The following is a 19,502-nucleotide window of genomic DNA, read 5'->3' on the forward strand; positions in this document are numbered from 1 at the left end:
CAGTGTTATTCTGATTAATTCATCTCTGACTATTAGCAAAGTTATTTTTATTTATTGTTGGTTAAGGTTTTACCCTACATTATTGCGTTAGGTATCTATCCTGGTCTGAGTCTTACTCCATTGAGGATATTCATGGCGCTACCACAACTATCAATATGGCAGCCCGGTAATGGGTTAAGAAAAATAAAGTATAAATATCATGTTCGTCTCATTGTCATGTTCTCCGTCATTATACGGTTGTTGTTTTTAACTGACCGCTACCTTTGGTGTGACGAAGCGTCCAGCGTGCTTATTAGTCGCCATAATGTAGATAGCCTGCTCTTCCATGCCGCTTTTGACGTGCATCCTCCGCTTTATTATCTGTTACTACATGACTGGATGATATTATTGGGTGACAGCATTACAGCGGTACGCTCTCTCAGTCTACTTTTTGGGATTCTGACAGTTGCGTTGGTTATCGCACTTACACGCTGGCTGGCGAATGAACGTACAGCGTTATTGGCGGGATGGTTCGTGGCCTTGATGCCGATGGCAGTACATTACAGTCAGGAAACGCGCATGTACGCGTTATTAGGAATGCTAACGCTCGCTGCCGCGTTAGCATTGATGATGTGGGTAAAAACACCCGTAAATAATCGCTATCTTGTAGCGTATGCTTTGCTCATGACATTCAGCTTTTATACCCATTATTTCACCATATTTGTACTTATTGCCCACTGGATCGCAGTAACAATATTATCCTGCCAGAGCCATAAAACGACCTGCTACCTTAAACTTCCTGGCTGGTGGTTTGCTAACCTGGCGATTGCTGTAGTTTATCTCCCCTGGTTGCCCGTATTGTTTAATTTATTGACTCATATGGCGCAGTTGAGAGCCGGTAATGATATCGGTTGGATTGCACCCATAACATGGCGTGATCTGCCTGCTATGTACTGGCATTTTTTTACCGGAAACAACGGACAGGATTTTCCGGCGATCATTCTGTGGCTGGCGGCGGGAAGTTTTATCGGTACTGTGGGGCGAATATCTTTATGCAACGGAGAAAATGAAAGATATCGGCTGATATTATTTTGTAATTTGGTCATCCCTGTGACGCTGGTATTTCTCATTTCCTGGTGGATGCCATTATTTATCGATCGTTATTTCTTCTTCTCATCGCTAAGCATTCCTCCCCTGCTCGCGGCATTGCTCACCCGCGTAAAAAAAGCGTTTTGTGGATTCTGTTTTCTCGTATTTACTTTATTATTCGGTTATGGTTTATATCATAATAATCCTACGCGTAAAGATGAGTTTAAGCCACTGGTAAACTATATCAACACCCGCTACCAACCTAATGATGCCGTGATAGTCAGTAAAATGTTCGATTATTTAAGCTATGTGTATTATAACAGACGAGATTATCGTACGTTTCTTTATACACCGCCTAACGCAGATGGAACATCAGGCAGACCAAACGCCTATGGATTTGGCTCTCTGTTCTATGCGCAAGCCGATCAAACATATATTGATAATCTAACAACGCTTTCAAAACGTCACCATCGTGTCTGGTTGATAAGCGGCGGCAACTTCTGCCGGGATTACCCCTTGCCGCCAGAATGGAAAAATATCGCAAGCTTCAGAAGTGGTAGATTTCAGGTACAATTATTTGTAATACCGGGTCAACAAGCGCGTTAAATTCGATGATTATTGTTTTCTATCCAGTGCGGTGATATACAGTACAGTCACTGCCAGGCCGCCAAACAGTAAACTCCAGGCAAACGCGTCAAAAACCTCAATCATATCTCCTCCGGGTAGGAAATATTTAACTGCCTTATTAACTCAGGATAGGTATGTCTATCTTATCATAACGTTTAAAATATCAACACATGTGCAATAATCGTTTTATATGTGCGAATAAATACTTTCCTCCTGTATTTAATTGGATTGTCGCTGTCGCAAGGATTAATATGTGAATGATAGCGATTATTAATTATCGGTTTATAATAATATGACTCATCGATATCCCTCATCAGCAATCATTATCCTCGACCTTCTTTAAAATCAGATAACAGCTTAATTCACGATCTCGATTTCATGCTGAGTATTAAATTACTCACCCATCTGATTAATGCTTGCCTAACGATTACTTCGTTGCTTTAATCCCACCGCGAAATTATTTAGTGAGAGAACAATGAAGCATACACAACAATCAGGCGCAAAAGTCTATAACCCCTTCACGCTTAGCTTATATGACTGGTGGGTACTAAATATCTCAAACAAATATGCCTGGAAGTGTCCTACTGATACGCGACTACTTCCTTTCTTCCTGCATCACATGGGCGAGACTCACCTGGATATTGGCGTAGGCACAGGTTATTACCTGAAACATGCGCCTGCGACTCATGCCATTTCGCTGATGGATTTAAATCCGGATAGCCTGAAAATAGCCGCCAGCCGGGTGGGTAATACGAAAATCCGCGCCACGCTACAACATGATGTTTTCGACACGTTCCCGGCGGACTGGCACGGACGCTTCGATTCTGTTTCTATGTACTATCTTCTGCACTGCTTACCCGGTGAGATGACAACAAAAGCGAAAGCAATTAAAAATGCCGGTATGGCGCTTAAACCCGGCGGCACGCTTTTTGGTGCCACGATTCTGGGCAAAGAGGTTCCTCACAATGCTTTTGGCAAGAAATTGATGGCTGTTTATAACAAGAAAGGAATATTCAGTAATACCAATGACTCAGCCGATACGTTACGCAGCGTGTTGGTCGAACATTTCGCTAAGGTGACATTGGAGCAACATGGCGCCGTCGCGCTATTTTCCGCCACCACGCCACGTTCATCGTAAGAGTAGGCACTCCCGCCCGGTCGGACAGCGCGATCTTGTGGGTTTAACCCATTGATTAAACATTGGATCACGGGATAGTAATTGTTTATTTTATTTGTCATACAAATAAGTATAATACCCGCTTCCGATGTAGACCCGTTCTCCTTCGCCTGCGTCACGGGTCTCGGTTAGACGCAGGCGTTTTCTGTACTGAATACGCCATCCCCACTGATACATGCCCTGCTCGCCTAAAGCGGCAATTAATCGAAATACCAGACCCGGCGACAAACGCCATAAAAGGGAAGGTTCAGGAACGCTTACGCGGCATCATCCGTAACAACGTATTGTCTTTCCAGAAATAGTGATGTATCAGAGCAGCAACGGCATGAAGTCCAATAACAAAATAGCCCAGATTCGCCAGCGTGACGTGCCAGGATTTCAGCATATCCACACGTTCGAAGTTAGCTTCGGCGGCATGGGGCATGACAATACCAAATGCGACCCAGGGATTGCCGCGGTTATACATCATCACCAGACCAATAACAGGCAGCGCTATAAATAGCAGGTAAATCACCAGATGCCCCAAATGCGCCATTCCGGTCATCATCGGTGTTGGACGGGGAATAATGGGCGGCGTGGGATATTTCAGCCGAATAAACAAGCGCGCCACCATTAAAAGCAAAATAGTGATACCACATGAAACGTGCGTCATATTAAACCAGGGTCGGTAACTACGCGGCGCAAAACCGCGTAGCTCCATCGCGGCATAAGCCACAATAACCAGAAAAAAGACTAACCAGTGAATGCCAATTTGCAGGCCGGAATACTTATTGCCCATAACGCGTCCTGAATGAAAACCGTAAAGCGACAACATAACCAGCTTTTATAAATAATTCATCAAATTTATGAGGTGGTGGTGTCGCACTTGCCTGTTCCCCCTCACAAACGGGCGATTTTTAGCACAACGCTCGCTGATCTAACGCACTGCGCAGTGTAGTATCTGCCTGCAATACCTGCCACGCGGTTTCAACATCGCGTGGGATATCTACGTGAATAATAAAATCTTTACCGCGCGGTCCATATCCCGTTTCATCGTCGCGCAAACGTGGCAATTCGCCCGCAATCAGAGACAGATAACGCTCTACCGTCCAGACGCCCTCTTCAGCATCGGTAAATCCTGTACCGCCATTAAAATGGCGCAGTACCGGAACAAAACCAGGAAAACTCAGCCAGCGCGGCGCATCGGTGTCGTCGTTTGTCACGCGCCGGAAGGTCGCAATAGTGCGCCGCTGCATGGTGGGGTCTTGCACAACGATAGCCGTGTTAATGTTTTCTTTCGCCTGACGGAGCAATGCGCAGGAGAAACGCGCATTTTCGCCGCAATTAGTCGACTGATCTTCCAGCCAAATTCTCTCAGCCGGAATATGCCAGAACTGGTTCGCAATATCAGCGAGGATAGCGGCTTCGGCGCGTCCGGTTGTACAAATAGTGTGGTAGCGCGGATGCCGGGCGATCGCGGCGTACAAAAACGGCGTTGAATGACCAATGCCGCCGCTAATCAGTAAAGGAACACCCTGCGCTTTGGCGATGCGACAAGCCGCGTCGATAGTGGGGATCACCGCATTGCCCGCCAGGACGACGCAATCTGACGAATAAGGTTGTTCGCCGGAAAAATCATTTTGCGCCAGCCACTGTCCGACGGTATTCACCGCCAGCAATGTTGCCCCGGAGAGTACCGGAAATGGCTTTGTATTCATTATTCCTCCTTTTTGTTCCTGACAGGCTAGCGAACTCGTACCGGATCTCTTTGAAAGACGTCGTCGCCTGGCTTTTTAGGCCGTAATTTGATCCATGGCCTGTAAAATACGCTTATCGGAAATAGGATAAGGCGTACCGAGCTGTTGGGCGAAGTAACTGACGCGCAGCTCTTCAATCATCCAACGGATTTGTTTGACATCATCATCCTCGCGACGCGCTGGAGGCAGTTTGTTTATCCATTGTTGCCACGCCTGCTGGACGCTTTCGACTTTCAGCATTTGCGCCCGATCGCGGTGCGGATCGATCGCCAGTTTCTCCAGTCGCTTTTCAATTGCCTGCAGATAACGCAGCGTATCGCCGAGACGTGTAAAGCCGTTGCCAGTCACAAAACCACGGTATACCAGACCGCTCATCTGCGCCTTGATATCGGAAAGTCCCAACGCCATGCTCATATCCACTCGCCCTTTCAGACGCTTATTGATATTGAATACGGTCGTCAGGATCTGCTCAACCTGCTTCGCGATATCCACCACAGTATCATTCAGCTCGGCACGCACCTTTTCATGTAGTGCAGTGAAACCTGCTTCGCTCCACACCGGCCCGCCGTTGGCATCTATCAGTTTATCTACCCCACAGGCGATACAGTCATCAATCAACTCCAGTACTTTGCCGTACGGGTTAAAGTACAGCCCCAGTTTGGCTTTATTCGGCAATTTCTCATGCAGGTACTTAATCGGTGAGGGAATATTAAGCAACAGCAGACGGCGTAAACCGCCCCACATCGCCTGTTGTTGTTCCAGCGGATTATCGAACAATTTGATAGCGACACTGTCACGCTCATCCACTAACGCCGGCCACGCCTTCACTTTATAATTACCGCGTTTCTGTTCGTAGCTTTCCGGCAGCACGCCGAAACTCCAGATATGCAGCCCGCTCTGCTCGATGCCGTCATCCGCCACCGCTGAGAGCGTCTCCTGCACTTTACCTTTCAGCGCATTTTTAAGTTCGGCGAGCGAACGCCCTTCCTGCAGTTTCTTGTTTTTGTCATTCACGACGCGAAACGTGATTTTCAGATGGTCGGGCACCTGATCCCAATGCCAGTCTTCCCGGTCGACCGTGACGCCAGTCATCCGGCGCAGTTCTCGCTCCAGCGCATCCAGCAGCGGTAGCTCCAGCGGCGTTACGCGACCTAAAAACGCTTCAGCATAGTTTGGCGCCGGAACAAAGTTACGACGTACCGGTTTTGGCAGCGATTTAATCAACGCGATAACTAATTCACGGCGTAATCCTGGGATCTGCCATTCAAAACCGCTCTCGTCAACCTGGTTAAGTAGCGGCAACGGAATATGGACGGTCACGCCGTCAGCATCCGCGCCCGGTTCAAACTGATAGCTCAAACGCAGCTTGAGATTGCCCTGATGCCAGAAGTTCGGGTAATCCAGTTTGCTGATTTTTTCCGCGCCTTCTTTAATCAGCATACTTTTTTCAAAGTTGAGCAGGTCCGGCGTCTCGCGGCTGATTTTTTTCCACCAACTATCAAAGTGGCGGGCGGAAATAACGTCATGGCTAATACGCTGGTCATAAAAATCAAACAGGGTATCGTCATCCACCAGGATATCGCGGCGGCGCGATTTGTGCTCAAGTTCCTCGACTTCCGCACGCAGTTTTAGATTTTCACGGAAGAAGGCATGGCGGGTTTGCCAGTCCCCCTCCACCAGCGCATGGCGGATAAACAACTCGCGACACAACGCTGGGTCAATCTGGCTGTAATTCACTTTGCGCGCGGCGACAATCGGCAGACCGTAGACAGTGACCTTTTCCGTCGCCATTACCGCGCCTTGCGCCCGCTCCCAGTGCGGTTCGCTATATGAGCGCTTAATCAGGTGCTGGGCTACCGGCTCTACCCATTCTGGCTCAATGCGGGCAGCGATGCGCCCCCACAAACGGCTGGTCTCCACCAGTTCTGCGACCATCGTCCATTTCGGCGGTTTTTTGAATAAACCGGAGCCGGGGAAAATAGAAAATCGGGCGTTACGCGCGCCGGTGTACTCTTGCTTATCGGCATCTTTCATCCCGATATGCGACAACAGCCCCGTTAACAACGCGACGTGAATTTCCCGATACTCTGCTGGTTGGCTGTTTACCGGAATCCCCAGTTCTTTTACCACCTGACGCAGTTGGGTATAGATATCCTGCCACTCACGCACGCGTAAATAGTTTAGATAGTCGGTGCGACACAGACGGCGGAATTGATTCGACGACAGTGCCTTTTGTTGCTCGCCGAGGTAATTCCACAGATTGACAAACGCCAGGAAATCGGACTCTTTATCATGGAAGCGCCGGTGTTTCTCATCGGAAACCTGCTGCTTGTCCGCAGGACGTTCGCGCGGGTCCTGAATAGAGAGCGCGGAAGTGATGATCATCGCTTCGCGCACACAGCCATGTTTTTGCGCTTCCAGAACCATACGCGCCAGTCGCGGGTCGACCGGCAACTGGGATAATTGTCGGCCCAGCGGCGTCAGTTTATACACCGTCTGCTGTTCGTCGGCGGTAATCGCCCCCAACTCTTCCAACAAACGCACGCCATCCTGAATATTGCGCTTATCCGGCGCTTCGACAAACGGGAAGGCGGCAATATCACCCAGCCCCAGGGCGGTCATCTGCAAAATGACTGACGCCAGGTTAGTACGCAGAATCTCCGGGTCGGTAAATTCCGGACGTGACAGAAAGTCATCTTCCGAATACAAACGAATGCAGATCCCTTCCGATACGCGCCCACACCGCCCTTTACGCTGGTTGGCGGAAGCCTGTGAGATCGGTTCAATCGGCAGGCGCTGCACTTTAGTGCGGTAGCTGTAGCGGCTGATACGCGCAGTGCCAGGATCGATCACGTATTTGATACCCGGCACCGTCAGCGAGGTTTCCGCCACGTTAGTCGCCAGCACGATACGGCGTCCGCTGTGCGACTGGAAAACGCGGTTCTGTTCGCTGTTCGACAAGCGTGCGTACAGCGGTAACACTTCGGTATGCCGTAAGTTCAGCTTGTTCAGGGCGTCGGCGGTATCGCGAATTTCCCGTTCTCCACTCATAAAAATCAGGATATCGCCGGGACTTTCACGCCCCAGTTCATCAACGGCGTCGAAAATCGCCTGTAACTGATCGCGTTCAGTGTCGTCGGCTTCTTCAACGATGGGGCGATAACGGACTTCTACGGGATATGTTCGGCCAGAGACTTCGATAATCGGCGCGTTATTAAAGTGGCGCGAGAAGCGTTCCGGGTCGATGGTCGCAGAGGTAATAATCACTTTCAGATCGGGACGACGCGGCAGAAGCTCTTTCAGATAGCCGAGCAAGAAGTCAATATTCAGACTACGTTCGTGCGCTTCATCAATAATGATGGTGTCATACTGCATCAATAGCCTGTCCTGCTGGATTTCCGCCAGCAGGATACCGTCCGTCATCAGTTTGACCATGGTATTGCTACTCACATGATCGCTGAAACGCACTTTATAGCCGATACAGCCGCCCGGCTCCGTTTGCAGCTCTTCGGCAATACGGTTAGCGACGGTGCGCGCCGCCAGGCGGCGCGGCTGAGTATGACCAATAAGTCCTTTAATTCCGCGCCCCAGTTCCATACAAATTTTCGGCAACTGGGTGGTTTTACCGGAACCGGTTTCCCCTGCGACGATCACCACCTGATGGTCGCGGACAGCTTCCAGAATGTCCTGTTTCTTCTGGCTGACAGGCAGATTTTGCGGATAAGTAATTGAGGGCCGGGCCGCTTCGCGCAGGACGACTTGCGCCGCAGCCTGTTCAATTTCTTTCGCCATCGCCTGGTAAATGGCCTGTTGCGCATCAGGATTTTTCACTTTCTTCACGCCATGCAGGCGGCGCGCAAAGCGCTGTCGGTCGCGCAGCATCAGTGAATCCAGCCGCTGCTGTAACGCCTGAAGCGTCAACGTAGATTGTTCTGTCATAAGGATCTTGGGCAGCATTCTGCCTGTTTAAAATCGTTTTAAATGATAGGTATAGAGTACCACATTGGGGCTTGTTGTGCGTTGTTCAATAATTTCGAACAAAGGGTTCGATATATTGCGCTATCCCTGCGACATATTTGTGAATAAAGTGTCAACAAGCAACGGGGCGCGCCCCTTCAAACACATAAAAGGAAACACCCATGAGCAAGGTATTAGTTCTTAAATCCAGTATTCTGGCAGGGTACTCTCAGTCAGGTCAGTTGACTGACTATTTTATTGAACAATGGCGCGAAAAACACGTCGCAGATGAAATTACTGTCCGCGATCTGGCGGCCAATCCTGTTCCGGTGCTGGATGGCGAGCTGGTGGGCGCGATGCGTCCGGGCGATGCGCCTTTAACGCCACGTCAACAGGACGCCCTGGCACTGTCCGATGAACTCATTGCTGAACTGAAAGCCCACGACGTCATCGTTATTGCGGCACCGATGTACAATTTCAATATCCCGACGCAGCTTAAAAACTACTTTGATCTGATTGCCCGCGCCGGTATCACCTTCCGCTATACTGAAAAAGGCCCGGAAGGTCTGGTAACCGGCAAACGCGCGGTGGTTCTCTCCAGCCGCGGCGGTATCCATAAAGACACCCCGACGGATTTGATTGCGCCTTACCTGAAAGTGTTCCTTGGTTTTATCGGTATCACCGACGTGAATTTTGTCTTTGCCGAAGGCATCGCCTACGGGCCGGAAGTGGCGGCTAAAGCCCAGTCCGATGCGAAAGCCGCGATTGACAGCGTGGTGGCCGCCTAAACATTTTCACCTCCCGTTTCGACGGGAGGTGACGTCTTCGGTTCGTAGCGCAAATATCCTATCACGCCCTTACTGTCGCCATCGCTGGGATGTGTTACCCCATCATTGACGTCAACACAGGCGAAATCAAAAGGCGACACATTTTCAATACATGCCACATTGACCCCATATTGATCGGGATTGGATCGGCGCTGATGAAAAGTATATATTCCGCATACCGAACAGAAAAAATGCACCGCCTTGCCCGTATTGAATCGATATTCGGTAAGCTTATCCTGCCCCTTTACCACCTTAATGCCCGATAGCGGCGCAGAAACCGTCACCGCCCCGCGCATCCGGCAAAACGAACAGTTACAACGCCTGGCAGTATGAAAGCCATCGCTAAGCTGAACGGTAAACACGACGCTGCCACAGTGGCAGGCAGCAGATAAGTTTTCAGATGTCATACCCGGTTACTCCCGCGAATAGTGATACCCGACAACAGTATAGAAAGAGCGTTTCTGGTTTAGCTAATTTAAGTACGCCCTCCGTATGTCTGTTTTGAAGCTCAACTGAGATTGTCCATAAATTGCTTTTTTCGGGATATGAATGCGAGACACTCCATCAGAGATGACGCCGCACGGCTATCCTAATTCCGGCGCAAACGACTAAGTTCAGAGATTATCAATATAAAAATGCATTATGCGGTGAAAAAGGTGTCAGACAGCGGTTACTTACGCATCCATTTACCATTAATTCCCTGTACATATTCTCCCGGCCTGGCGCGCTCAACCAGTTTTTGCCCGGCCATCTTCGCCACCTCGTCCACGGGAAGATGATTGCTATCCGCTAACTGCTGATAACTGGCGCGACGGGCGTGATTAATCTCAAGCACCAGTTTCTGGGTTTCGGCATCATTCTTTAAGGCCACCAGATAACCATTCAGCGTTTCCCCTACCCGGCCCTGCGTGCGCGCCTCCTCCAGGGTTAAGGCCCACACAGAAGGTGTGAGCAAACTCAACATCAGCCCCCATAGCATTAAATACTTTTTCATTATGGCCTCAGAATAGATCGCTGCGTGATTTCAGGAGTTCTTCAACATCTTTATCGACTTTGATATGTATTTCATGCTCGATCTTTACATTCATATTGATGGTAATCGGCTGCTCAGGCGCGGCGACTTCAATACGTGGCGTGCAGCCCACCACTATAAATGACGCAAGCGCTGACAGCATGGCAATGCTCATTTTCATTATTTATCCTCACAGTCCTTGTCTTTCCGGCAAGGCGGTTGCGGCAACGCTGTATTTTGTTCAAGCCATGCCTGTAAATTGTCGCCAAAACGCAAACTGCGCCACAGCGTAAACACATTTTCTTCATGGGTATAGTTCAAGTTAACGATCGCGGTTTTACCATCTACCCAGCTTTTGCCGGTAATGGCCGCCTGCATCGTTAATACGCCCAGGTTATCCACGTTAATTTTCGTCCACGAATGCGTAATCTCCATATAACGTAGCCAGTTAATAGCCGAGCCTGCCGTAACATTATCCTTCACCACCGCATCTGCGGTATCTTTATCGATACGCAACGTCATTGGCCCAGGATTGGTAAGCCAGCCATCTTTGATTATCCATTTTTCATTGTTCAGCCACAGCGGCAGCGCGCCGCTGATCGGACCAGACATGGCGAATTGCTTTGGATTTATGGCGCTAATCAATTCGCTGGATGAGATATTTTGTACCCGTAAAAGCGCCGGATCGTGCTGCGGCATCCGCAACTGTTTCATAATGATTTTACCACCCAGCACATCTACGCTGACATCGCTTAGCAGTAATGGATTCGACTCGCTCCAGGGATAACCGCCCTGTAAATCGGCGGTGATATTTTTCGCCGTAACCTGGTTAACTATCTCGGCAATACGCAGCGAGACGGGGCCACGCGTCCCCAATTGCCAGGCGCCCTTGTGAAAGCGAAATGGCAGAATGAAATCGACGCCGTTGATTTTATTATCCGGCATCCAGGCGCTGCCGCCTTTTAACACCCCGTGTCCACCCGCTTCAAACCCCTGCCCCTGTGCGGCGGAAAAAGCGACCTGCGCATACAGTGAGCCTTCGCGCAGCGTCATTTTCCAGTCCGGTGGGAGCAACGGTTGAAAAACGATAAGCGACTGCTTCGGCCACCAGGCCTGTCCGCGAAGGCGTTCACCATCCCAACGCCCATTCAGCCGTACCGGCCCTATCGCCCCCGCCCGAAGGTCTCCTTTAAACTGGAACAGGGTCGGCTCGCGACCTTCGATGCTAAAATTAACGGTAGAAGGCGGCAGCACGCTCCCGCTGGTAAATACGGTTTTCCCCGCCTCCAGTGACAGCGCGCCCTGTAGCGACGGCGTTGCGGCATCGCGAACCCAGACAATGGGTTTATCCAGCGCCAGTCTTGGCGATGTGACGGTCATCGCGCCATATTGCAACTGATCAAAGCCGGTAGACAGGCTGGTCAGCCTGATGGTGTTATCACGCCATTCCCCCTGTCCGGCGATATCCCAACGGGCGCGCATTGGCGTAAAGCTTCCTTGCCCCCAATAGCGCCACCGCCAGCGACCAGCATCGGGGAGAAAATCATTCGCCTGGCCATCAAGATGAAGAACGAAATCGCCCATTTCATTTTCGTGCGCTCGTAAAATAGCCTGTAACCGGCCATCAACGCCGTGCTGCGTCACCTTGACGCCCGCCAGCGGCCAACGAATTTCATCAATATCTAACGCGTCAATCACCCGTCCGCGCGAGCGCAGCAATGCGCCTGGCGCAAAGGTGAGCTGCGGGTCCGCCAGACTGCCGCGGAGCATGGCTGGCAACACGGCATAAAAGATTAAATCCTTCTGTTTAGCCTCGCCGATAAGCTGTAAAGGCATCGCACTGCTATCCATGCTGAGTTTCCCCGGCCCGATGGTCAGTACAGCGTTCGCTTTACCGGCATCGCCCTGGGTCAGAATATTCAGGCGACCGCTGATCCGCGCATTATCCGGCCCTGCCTGCCAGTTATCGATATTAAAAGCCAGACGCCCGCTCAGGGGGAATCCCTGGTATGGCCAGTTCCAGCGGCCATCGCTGATGGTAAGCCGCTGACGCGTCAACGCCCAGGGGAGATCGAGAATCGGGTCAGGATTGCCTCGCGCCATCACGATAAGCTGTCCGGCGTTATCACGCCACTCCAGTTCCGCATCCACCAGCGACGGTTTCTGCGGCAAACGCAACGTCATCGCCGCATGACCGCTGACCGGCAGGCCATCCGGTACCAGCGGCAACGTAAACTCACCCGCCAGGCTAACGGGAGGTTGGTTCGCCAGTGCGGCGATCTCCAGTTCGCTCACCGTCAACGCCTGACCGCGTAGCTGCCCTTGAAATTTTACTTTTTCGCCCTGATAACGTATCTGCTGAATGACCGGCGTCATGGCGATCGCCAGCTTGCCCTGCCATTCCGGCCAGGGTGCGAGAATGACATTATCAATGTTAATCCAGGTATTGGGCAGCATTGACTGCCACTGCGCCAGCGTACGCGGCGCGGCGGGAGATGCTTCCGAGGCTGGTAGTTTCGCCAGGCACGCGGCATCCAGTTCAAGGCTTTTGATGTTCAGCAACCAACGGCTGGGATGCGTCAGTTCCGCCTGGGTAACATGGGCTAACGGACAATCATTGACCAGATAGCGAAGATCGGGAATCACTACCCCATGACGCGTCAGGCGCGGACTTTCTTCCAGGGCGATACGAGTGCCGACGGGTAGCCAAATTCCCGCCAGGGTGGGAACCCACAGCCCCAGGGTCATCAGCAGCGTTAGCGGCACAAGAATCAGCAGTAACAGTAGCGCAAGGGCGGCTTTATATTTACCCTTCATGGGCCAATAATTTCCTGATTTAACGAAGAATTAAGTCGGCTATCTCTTTATTTTGGCATGATTGCCCGTACATAGCCTAATAGTTCATGTTGAAAACGAGTGATGCGTTATGCGCGTTGCAGGGCCACCCTCCTGCTATTTGAGGTATCCTGGAGAAGGATAGCCTAAAATTATTCATTATATGTATTGCTATCAATTATTTTTGATTTTTTGTAAAATAATTTTAATCGTATTTGTGTGATTCTAACATCACTGGAGAAGGTCATATGAAACTTGCCGTCTATAGTACCAAACAGTATGACAAGAAATACCTACAACAGGTGAACGAAGCATTCGGTTTTGAACTGGAGTTTTTTGATTTTCTGCTGACGGAGAAAACGGCGAAAACCGCCAATGGATGCGAAGCGGTTTGTATCTTTGTTAATGACGACGGGAGCCGCCCGGTACTGGAAGAGCTGAAAAAACACGGCGTGAAATACATCGCGCTGCGTTGCGCCGGATTTAATAATGTCGACCTGGATGCCGCTAAAGAGCTCGGTTTGCAGGTGGTGCGCGTGCCGGCTTATTCTCCGGAAGCCGTCGCCGAACATGCGGTTGGCATGATGATGACATTGAACCGTCGTATTCACCGCGCTTATCAACGCACCCGCGACGCTAACTTTTCCCTTGAGGGACTCACCGGATTTACCATGCACGGTAAAACCGCTGGCGTCATTGGTACCGGTAAAATCGGCGTCGCCGCGCTGCGTATCCTGAAAGGCTTCGGAATGCGTCTACTGGCGTTTGATCCCTACCCCAGCGCCGCCGCGCTTGACCTCGGCGTAGAGTATGTGGATCTGCAAACGTTGTTTGCCGAATCGGACGTTATTTCCCTGCACTGCCCGCTCACGCCGGAAAACTACCATTTGCTGAACCATGCGGCATTCGATCAAATGAAAAATGGCGTTATGGTCATTAATACCAGTCGTGGCGCGCTGATTGATTCCCAGGCGGCTATCGAAGCTCTGAAGAATCAGAAAATCGGCTCGCTGGGGATGGATGTGTATGAAAACGAACGCGACCTGTTCTTTGAAGATAAGTCAAACGATGTTATCCAGGATGATGTTTTCCGCCGTCTGTCGGCCTGCCATAACGTACTGTTTACGGGGCACCAGGCATTCCTGACCGCAGAAGCGCTGATCAGCATCTCTGAAACCACGTTACAAAACTTAAGCCAGCTTGAGAAGGGCGAAGCCTGCCCGAACGCGCTGTTCTAATCCTGTCGCTCCCCTACGCTCAGGGGAGCATTTTCGGATAACCCCTGAAGATCTATCCGGTCATATCATTACTATAGTCAGTGTTAACTATCAGATTACAGAGAGTATCAATGAAGAAAATCGTCACGCTGGTCGCCCTGAGCATCATAATGACGGGGTGTGTGAGCAGTGGAAAAGTGTCCGTCAAACGCGAGCAACTGGAGCACCACCGATTTGTTCTGGAAAGCGTAAACGGTAAAACGGTCACCGGCCCGGAGCTCAGCTTTGGCGAGGACATGACGGTATCCGGCAAAATGTGCAATCAATTCACCGGCGAAGGAAAATTGTCGGACGGCGAATTAAAAGTGAAAAATTTAGCGATGACCCGAATGATGTGCGCCGATCCGCAGCTTAATGCGCTGGACGGCACCATCAGCGAGGTCTTCAGCAAAGGCGCGCAGGTCGATTTAACCGCAAACCAATTAACGCTGGCGACGGCAGAAACAACGCTAATGTATAAACTGGCGGATTTAGCGCATTAGGCCATTAAGTGAAAAGTTATACGCGCCAGGCGAAACGCCGCGCTTAATAACTCCCACAGCTTCCAGCGGCAAGCGACTGCTCGCTACAACGTTTGCCGTTGGGAAGCGCGCACATACCAATCACTGAACCATCAAGCTGCCGGGCCGCTGAAAGCGAGCCGCCAATCATAGCGCAATTCGCCTCTCCGGCGCTGGACATCGCCGCTTTCATCCCTGGCGAAACATGTGCCGCAGTTGCCTGCTGAACAGGTTCGCTACTGCAAGCCGATAATAATAACGCGGCACATCCCACCCAAAACGCTGCGTGCATTTCTCTCCCCTCTGTTTATTTATCCCAACGACACCGCCCTAAATAATAGGCAGCAGAAACTGACGCGTCGAGAGGCAAAGCACGCATTTATGCGCTTCATTAACATTTATTGGCAATTTTTTTGCGCCTTTTCGGCAAGAAACCGCCATTCTCCTCCCGCCAGGGACACAAAAGCGAAAATGGGGCTTGAAGGGCTTTGCTAAAATAAAAGGATAACTACAGGATGCGCTCACGATTAGGCGTGTCCCTCTTTTTTGCGCAATGTAAGGGTGTCATATGCAAACAATTGACGGTAATGGCGCGGTAGCGTCGGTGGCGTTCCGTACCAGCGAAGTTATCGCCATTTACCCGATTACGCCCAGTTCGACAATGGCTGAACAAGCAGATGCCTGGGCCGGTAATGGGCTTAAAAATGTCTGGGGCGATACGCCGCGTGTGGTAGAGATGCAGTCGGAAGGCGGCGCGATCGCCGCCGTTCACGGCGCGTTACAAACCGGTTCGCTCTCTACGTCATTTACATCATCGCAGGGACTGCTGCTGATGATTCCAACGCTGTATAAACTGGCCGGGCAGCTCACGCCGTTTGTACTGCACGTTGCCGCGCGCACCGTCGCCACACACGCGCTCTCTATTTTTGGCGACCATTCTGATGTGATGGCGGTTCGCCAGACAGGCTGCGCGATGTTATGCGCCGCCAGTGTTCAGGAAGCGCAGGACTTTGCGCTGATCGCACACAGGGCTACGCTGAAAAGCCGCGTTCCGTTTATTCATTTCTTTGATGGTTTCCGTACATCGCATGAAATCAACAAAATTATACCGCTAACGGATGAAACTATTCTGAACCTGATGCCGCAGGCGGAGATTGACGCCCACCGCGCCCGTGCTCTGAATCCGGAACATCCGGTGATTCGAGGAACATCAGCGAATCCGGACACGTACTTCCAGTCTCGTGAAGCGACCAATCCGTGGTACAACGCCGTTTATGATCACGTAGAACAGGCGATGAAGGCATTTGGCGATGCTACGGGCCGCCAGTACCAGCCATTTGAATATTATGGCCATCCCCTGGCTGAACGCGTCATCATTGTGATGGGGTCCGCCCTCGGCACCTGCGAAGAGGTCGTGGATGCGTTACTTGTCCGCGGAGAAAAGGTCGGCGTCCTGAAAGTCCGTCTGTTCCGCCCCTTCTCAGCCAAACATTTGTTACAGGCATTGCCGGAAACCGTTCGCGCTATCGCCGTGCTGGATCGCACCAAAGAACCTGGCGCGCAGGCCGAGCCACTTTATCTGGACGTGATGACCGCGTTGGCGGAGGCATTTAATAACGGCGAGCGCGAAACGTTACCGCGCACCATTGGCGGACGTTATGGGCTATCGTCCAAAGAGTTCGGTCCGGCGTGCGTACTGGCGGTCTTTAATGAACTCAGCCGCGCGAAACCTAAGCCACGGTTTACGGTGGGTATTTATGACGACGTCACTAACCTCTCGCTGCCATTACCGGAAAATACCCTGCCCGGTAGCGCTAAACTGGAAGCGTTATTTTACGGTCTGGGAAGCGACGGCAGCGTATCGGCTACGAAAAATAATATTAAAATTATCGGTAATTCTACGCCGTGGTATGCGCAAGGTTATTTCGTTTATGACTCTAAAAAAGCTGGCGGGCTCACGGTATCGCACCTGCGCGTCAGCGAAAAACCAATTCGTTCCGCTTACTTAATTGCCCAAGCGGATTTTGTCGGCTGCCATCAATTACAATTTATCGATAAATACCAGATGGCGGAGCGTCTGAAGCCAGGCGGTATCTTCCTGCTTAACACGCCGTACAGCGCCGACGAGGTCTGGTCGCGTCTGCCGCAAGAAGTTCAGGCGGTGTTGAATCAGAAAAAGGCGCGTTTTTACGTGGTTAACGCGGCGAAAATCGCCCGCGAATGCGGACTTGGCGCACGCATCAATACCGTCATGCAGATGGCTTTCTTCCACCTGACGCATATTCTTCCTGGCAATAACGCTCTGGTTGAGTTGCAGGGCGCGATTGCCAAAAGCTATAGCAGCAAAGGTCAGGATCTGGTTGAGCGTAACTGGCAGGCGTTGGCTCTGGCACAAGCGTCGCTGGCGGAAGTGCCGTTGCAGGCGGTCAATTCCCACAGCGCACATCGCCCGCCGGTCGTCTCCGACGCCGCGCCGGATTTCGTAAAAACCGTTACCGCCGCCATGTTGGCGGGTCTTGGCGACGCACTGCCTGTTTCCGCCCTGCCGCCGGACGGAACATGGCCGATGGGCACCACCCGCTGGGAAAAACGCAATATCGCCGAAGAGATTCCTGTCTGGAAAGAGGAACTGTGTACACAATGTAATCACTGCGTCGCCGCCTGCCCTCACTCGGCGATTCGTGCGAAAGTCGTTTCCCCTCAGGCGATGGAGAACGCGCCGGCCAGCCTGCATTCGCTGGACGTGAAGTCCCGCGATATGCGCGGCCAGAAATATGTGCTGCAGGTCGCGCCAGAAGACTGTACTGGCTGTAATTTATGCGTAGAGGTCTGCCCGGCTAAAGATCGGCAAAATCCACAGATCAAGGCGATTAACATGATGTCGCGCCTTGAGCATGTGGAAGAAGAAAAAGTGAATTATGACTTCTTCCTCGACTTACCAGAAATCGATCGCAGCAAACTGGAACGGATTGATATCCGCACGTCGCAGCTCATTACGCCGCTGTTTGAATATTCCGGCGCCTGTTCCGGTTGCGGTGAAACGCCGTATATTAAACTGCTGACTCAGTTATATGGCGACAGAATGTTAATCGCTAACGCCACGGGATGTTCCTCTATTTACGGCGGTAACTTACCCTCCACGCCTTATACCACCGATGCCAACGGACGCGGCCCGGCGTGGGCGAACTCGTTATTTGAAGATAACGCGGAATTTGGTCTTGGTTTCCGTCTGAGCGTGGATCAGCATCGGGCGCGCGTTATGCGTTTACTGGCGCAATTCGCCGATCGCATTCCCGCGGAATTAAACGAGGCGCTGCATACGGAAGCGACGCCTGATATTCGGCGTGAACAGGTCGCCGCATTGCGCCAACATCTGAAATCGGTTGCAGGCGCAGATGAACTGTTAAAGGATGCTGATGCGCTGGTGGAAAAATCAATCTGGCTGATTGGCGGCGATGGTTGGGCATACGACATCGGCTTTGGCGGTTTGGATCATGTGTTAAGCCTGACGGAAAACGTCAATATCCTGGTTCTGGATACGCAGTGTTATTCCAATACTGGTGGCCAGGCGTCGAAGGCGACGCCGCTTGGCGCCGTCACTAAGTTTGGCGAACATGGCAAGCGTAAAGCCCGTAAAGATCTTGGCGTCAGCATGATGATGTATGGTCATGTTTATGTCGCACAAATTTCGCTGGGCGCGCAATTAAACCAGACGGTGAAAGCCATCCAGGAGGCTGAAGCCTGGCCAGGCCCGTCGCTGATCATTGCCTACAGCCCCTGTGAGGAGCATGGCTACGATCTGGCGCTGAGCCACGATCAGATGCGCCAGTTAACGGCTACCGGTTTCTGGCCGTTATACCGCTTCGATCCCCGCCGTGCGGATGAAGGCAAGCCGCCGCTGGCACTGGATTCCCGACCACCGTCAGATGCACTGGCGGAAACGTTGCTGAATGAACAGCGTTTCCGTCGCCTGAATGCGCAACAGCCTGAAGTGGCTGAACAATTATGGCAAGATGCCGCGATGGATCTGCAAAAACGCTATGACTTTCTTGCATTGCTTGCAGGAAAAGCGGAAAAACCCGGCGCAGATTAAAAAATATTCTAAGGATTAACCTGGACACAAAAAAAGCCCGAACATCCGTTCGGGCTTGTCAATTTATACGCTGGAAAGCAAAGGTTAACGCAATGGCCCAACGACAAAATGAATATGTGACAATAAAGGCATATAACAGACGTAGAATATCGTAACCGAATGATATTGTATAATTTTTATTTCATATAATATACCTGAAAGCATTCGTATCAATTATATTTATTTCACTACGAATTATTTCATTAATTATTGAATTAAACGGTAACATCTCTTTTTAGGTCTTTCCCGGCAAGGCGGAAATAGAGTCTTAGCGTCAACCCGCTGATTATTTACAGGGAATACTCTTTATATTACGCCATCATCCCTTGTTGATAGCCCCCTCAGACCACCGTG

The 19,502-nt window shown here is 51.1% G+C and carries 14 protein-coding genes and 1 pseudogene; 7 read left to right on the forward strand and 8 right to left on the reverse strand.

Features of this window, described 5'->3' with window-relative positions; all coding sequences use genetic code 11:
- The first annotated feature begins 132 nt into the window (after positions 1-132).
- Both F4V72_RS06100 and F4V72_RS06105 read left to right on the forward strand, forming a co-directional pair.
- Positions 133-1,674, forward strand: a complete 1,542-nt coding sequence (locus F4V72_RS06100; protein ID WP_079796370.1) for a glycosyltransferase family 39 protein — start codon at positions 133-135, stop codon at positions 1,672-1,674.
- Between the two features lie 496 nt (positions 1,675-2,170).
- Positions 2,171-2,833 (forward strand): class I SAM-dependent methyltransferase, encoded by a 663-nt coding sequence (locus F4V72_RS06105; protein ID WP_053509767.1) that lies wholly within the window; start codon positions 2,171-2,173, stop codon positions 2,831-2,833.
- Between the two features lie 286 nt (positions 2,834-3,119).
- Here the strand turns inward: F4V72_RS06105 and cybB are convergent, their stop codons facing one another.
- The 3 genes from cybB to hrpA all read right to left on the reverse strand — a co-directional run bounded on the left by cybB (position 3,120) and on the right by hrpA (position 8,547).
- Positions 3,120-3,650: a cytochrome b561 gene (gene cybB, locus F4V72_RS06110; RefSeq protein WP_023249454.1), complete on the reverse strand. Its 531-nt coding sequence runs from the start codon at positions 3,648-3,650 to the stop codon at positions 3,120-3,122.
- Between the two features lie 118 nt (positions 3,651-3,768).
- Positions 3,769-4,569, reverse strand: coding sequence for a YdcF family protein (locus tag F4V72_RS06115; RefSeq protein WP_023249455.1), 801 nt, complete (start codon positions 4,567-4,569; stop codon positions 3,769-3,771).
- A gap of 75 nt (positions 4,570-4,644) precedes the next feature.
- Positions 4,645-8,547: an ATP-dependent RNA helicase HrpA gene (hrpA, locus tag F4V72_RS06120; protein ID WP_070801335.1), complete on the reverse strand. Its 3,903-nt coding sequence runs from the start codon at positions 8,545-8,547 to the stop codon at positions 4,645-4,647.
- 200 nt (positions 8,548-8,747) lie between these two features.
- Between hrpA and azoR the strand changes: the two genes are divergently transcribed.
- On the forward strand, positions 8,748-9,353 hold the full coding sequence (gene azoR / locus F4V72_RS06125; protein WP_023184234.1) for an FMN-dependent NADH-azoreductase: 606 nt from the start codon (positions 8,748-8,750) through the stop codon (positions 9,351-9,353).
- Here the strand turns inward: azoR and F4V72_RS06130 are convergent.
- From F4V72_RS06130 to F4V72_RS06145, 4 genes are all read right to left on the reverse strand, one after another.
- The gene (locus F4V72_RS06130) at positions 9,350-9,799 is read right to left on the reverse strand and encodes a GFA family protein (RefSeq protein ID WP_053509769.1); all 450 of its coding nucleotides are present in this window, start codon (positions 9,797-9,799) and stop codon (positions 9,350-9,352) included. The genes azoR and F4V72_RS06130 overlap by 4 nt on opposite strands.
- Before the next feature lie 263 nt (positions 9,800-10,062).
- Positions 10,063-10,386, reverse strand: a complete 324-nt coding sequence (locus F4V72_RS06135; protein ID WP_079796369.1) for a YdbL family protein — start codon at positions 10,384-10,386, stop codon at positions 10,063-10,065.
- 7 nt (positions 10,387-10,393) lie between these two features.
- Entirely contained in the window at positions 10,394-10,585 is a 192-nt protein-coding gene (locus F4V72_RS06140) for a YnbE family lipoprotein (RefSeq protein WP_000784063.1), read from the reverse strand.
- Positions 10,585-13,221, reverse strand: a complete 2,637-nt coding sequence (locus F4V72_RS06145; RefSeq protein ID WP_136058290.1) for a YdbH family protein — start codon at positions 13,219-13,221, stop codon at positions 10,585-10,587. The genes F4V72_RS06140 and F4V72_RS06145 overlap by 1 nt, the downstream gene beginning before the upstream one ends.
- Positions 13,222-13,487: 266 nt before the next feature.
- Between F4V72_RS06145 and ldhA the strand changes: the two genes are divergently transcribed.
- Positions 13,488-14,477 (forward strand): D-lactate dehydrogenase, encoded by a 990-nt coding sequence (gene ldhA / locus F4V72_RS06150; RefSeq protein WP_023176388.1) that lies wholly within the window; start codon positions 13,488-13,490, stop codon positions 14,475-14,477.
- Between the two features lie 110 nt (positions 14,478-14,587).
- Complete coding sequence (gene hslJ, locus F4V72_RS06155; protein WP_023249460.1) at positions 14,588-14,998, forward strand: heat shock protein HslJ; 411 nt, start codon at positions 14,588-14,590, stop codon at positions 14,996-14,998.
- 43 nt (positions 14,999-15,041) lie between these two features.
- Here hslJ and F4V72_RS06160 read toward each other — a convergent pair whose 3' ends face one another.
- Positions 15,042-15,308: a putative hemolysin gene (locus F4V72_RS06160; protein WP_023249461.1), complete on the reverse strand. Its 267-nt coding sequence runs from the start codon at positions 15,306-15,308 to the stop codon at positions 15,042-15,044.
- Between F4V72_RS06160 and F4V72_RS06165 the strand changes: the two are divergent.
- Positions 15,224-15,524: pseudogene (locus F4V72_RS06165) on the forward strand (reverse transcriptase). The gene F4V72_RS06160 and the pseudogene F4V72_RS06165 overlap by 85 nt on opposite strands.
- A 60-nt stretch (positions 15,525-15,584) precedes the next feature.
- On the forward strand, positions 15,585-19,109 hold the full coding sequence (nifJ, locus tag F4V72_RS06170; protein ID WP_053529037.1) for a pyruvate:ferredoxin (flavodoxin) oxidoreductase: 3,525 nt from the start codon (positions 15,585-15,587) through the stop codon (positions 19,107-19,109).
- The last annotated feature ends 393 nt before the right edge of the window (positions 19,110-19,502 follow it).

This window comes from Salmonella enterica subsp. diarizonae, assembly GCF_008692785.1.
GTDB classification, from domain to species: Bacteria; Pseudomonadota; Gammaproteobacteria; order Enterobacterales; family Enterobacteriaceae; genus Salmonella; species Salmonella diarizonae.

Excerpts from the sequence above, each read along its gene's own strand:
- F4V72_RS06100 (WP_079796370.1), top strand. The coding sequence starts at position 133 with ATGGCGCTACCACAACTATCAATATGGCAGCCCGGTAATGGGTTAAGA.
- F4V72_RS06105 (WP_053509767.1), top strand. The coding sequence starts at position 2,171 with ATGAAGCATACACAACAATCAGGCGCAAAAGTCTATAACCCCTTCACG.
- cybB (WP_023249454.1), bottom strand. The coding sequence starts at position 3,650 with ATGGGCAATAAGTATTCCGGCCTGCAAATTGGCATTCACTGGTTAGTC.
- F4V72_RS06115 (WP_023249455.1), bottom strand. The coding sequence starts at position 4,569 with ATGAATACAAAGCCATTTCCGGTACTCTCCGGGGCAACATTGCTGGCG.
- hrpA (WP_070801335.1), bottom strand. The coding sequence starts at position 8,547 with ATGACAGAACAATCTACGTTGACGCTTCAGGCGTTACAGCAGCGGCTG.
- azoR (WP_023184234.1), top strand. The coding sequence starts at position 8,748 with ATGAGCAAGGTATTAGTTCTTAAATCCAGTATTCTGGCAGGGTACTCT.
- F4V72_RS06130 (WP_053509769.1), bottom strand. The coding sequence starts at position 9,799 with ATGACATCTGAAAACTTATCTGCTGCCTGCCACTGTGGCAGCGTCGTG.
- F4V72_RS06135 (WP_079796369.1), bottom strand. The coding sequence starts at position 10,386 with ATGAAAAAGTATTTAATGCTATGGGGGCTGATGTTGAGTTTGCTCACA.
- F4V72_RS06140 (WP_000784063.1), bottom strand. The coding sequence starts at position 10,585 with ATGAAAATGAGCATTGCCATGCTGTCAGCGCTTGCGTCATTTATAGTG.
- F4V72_RS06145 (WP_136058290.1), bottom strand. The coding sequence starts at position 13,221 with ATGAAGGGTAAATATAAAGCCGCCCTTGCGCTACTGTTACTGCTGATT.
- ldhA (WP_023176388.1), top strand. The coding sequence starts at position 13,488 with ATGAAACTTGCCGTCTATAGTACCAAACAGTATGACAAGAAATACCTA.
- hslJ (WP_023249460.1), top strand. The coding sequence starts at position 14,588 with ATGAAGAAAATCGTCACGCTGGTCGCCCTGAGCATCATAATGACGGGG.
- F4V72_RS06160 (WP_023249461.1), bottom strand. The coding sequence starts at position 15,308 with ATGCACGCAGCGTTTTGGGTGGGATGTGCCGCGTTATTATTATCGGCT.
- nifJ (WP_053529037.1), top strand. The coding sequence starts at position 15,585 with ATGCAAACAATTGACGGTAATGGCGCGGTAGCGTCGGTGGCGTTCCGT.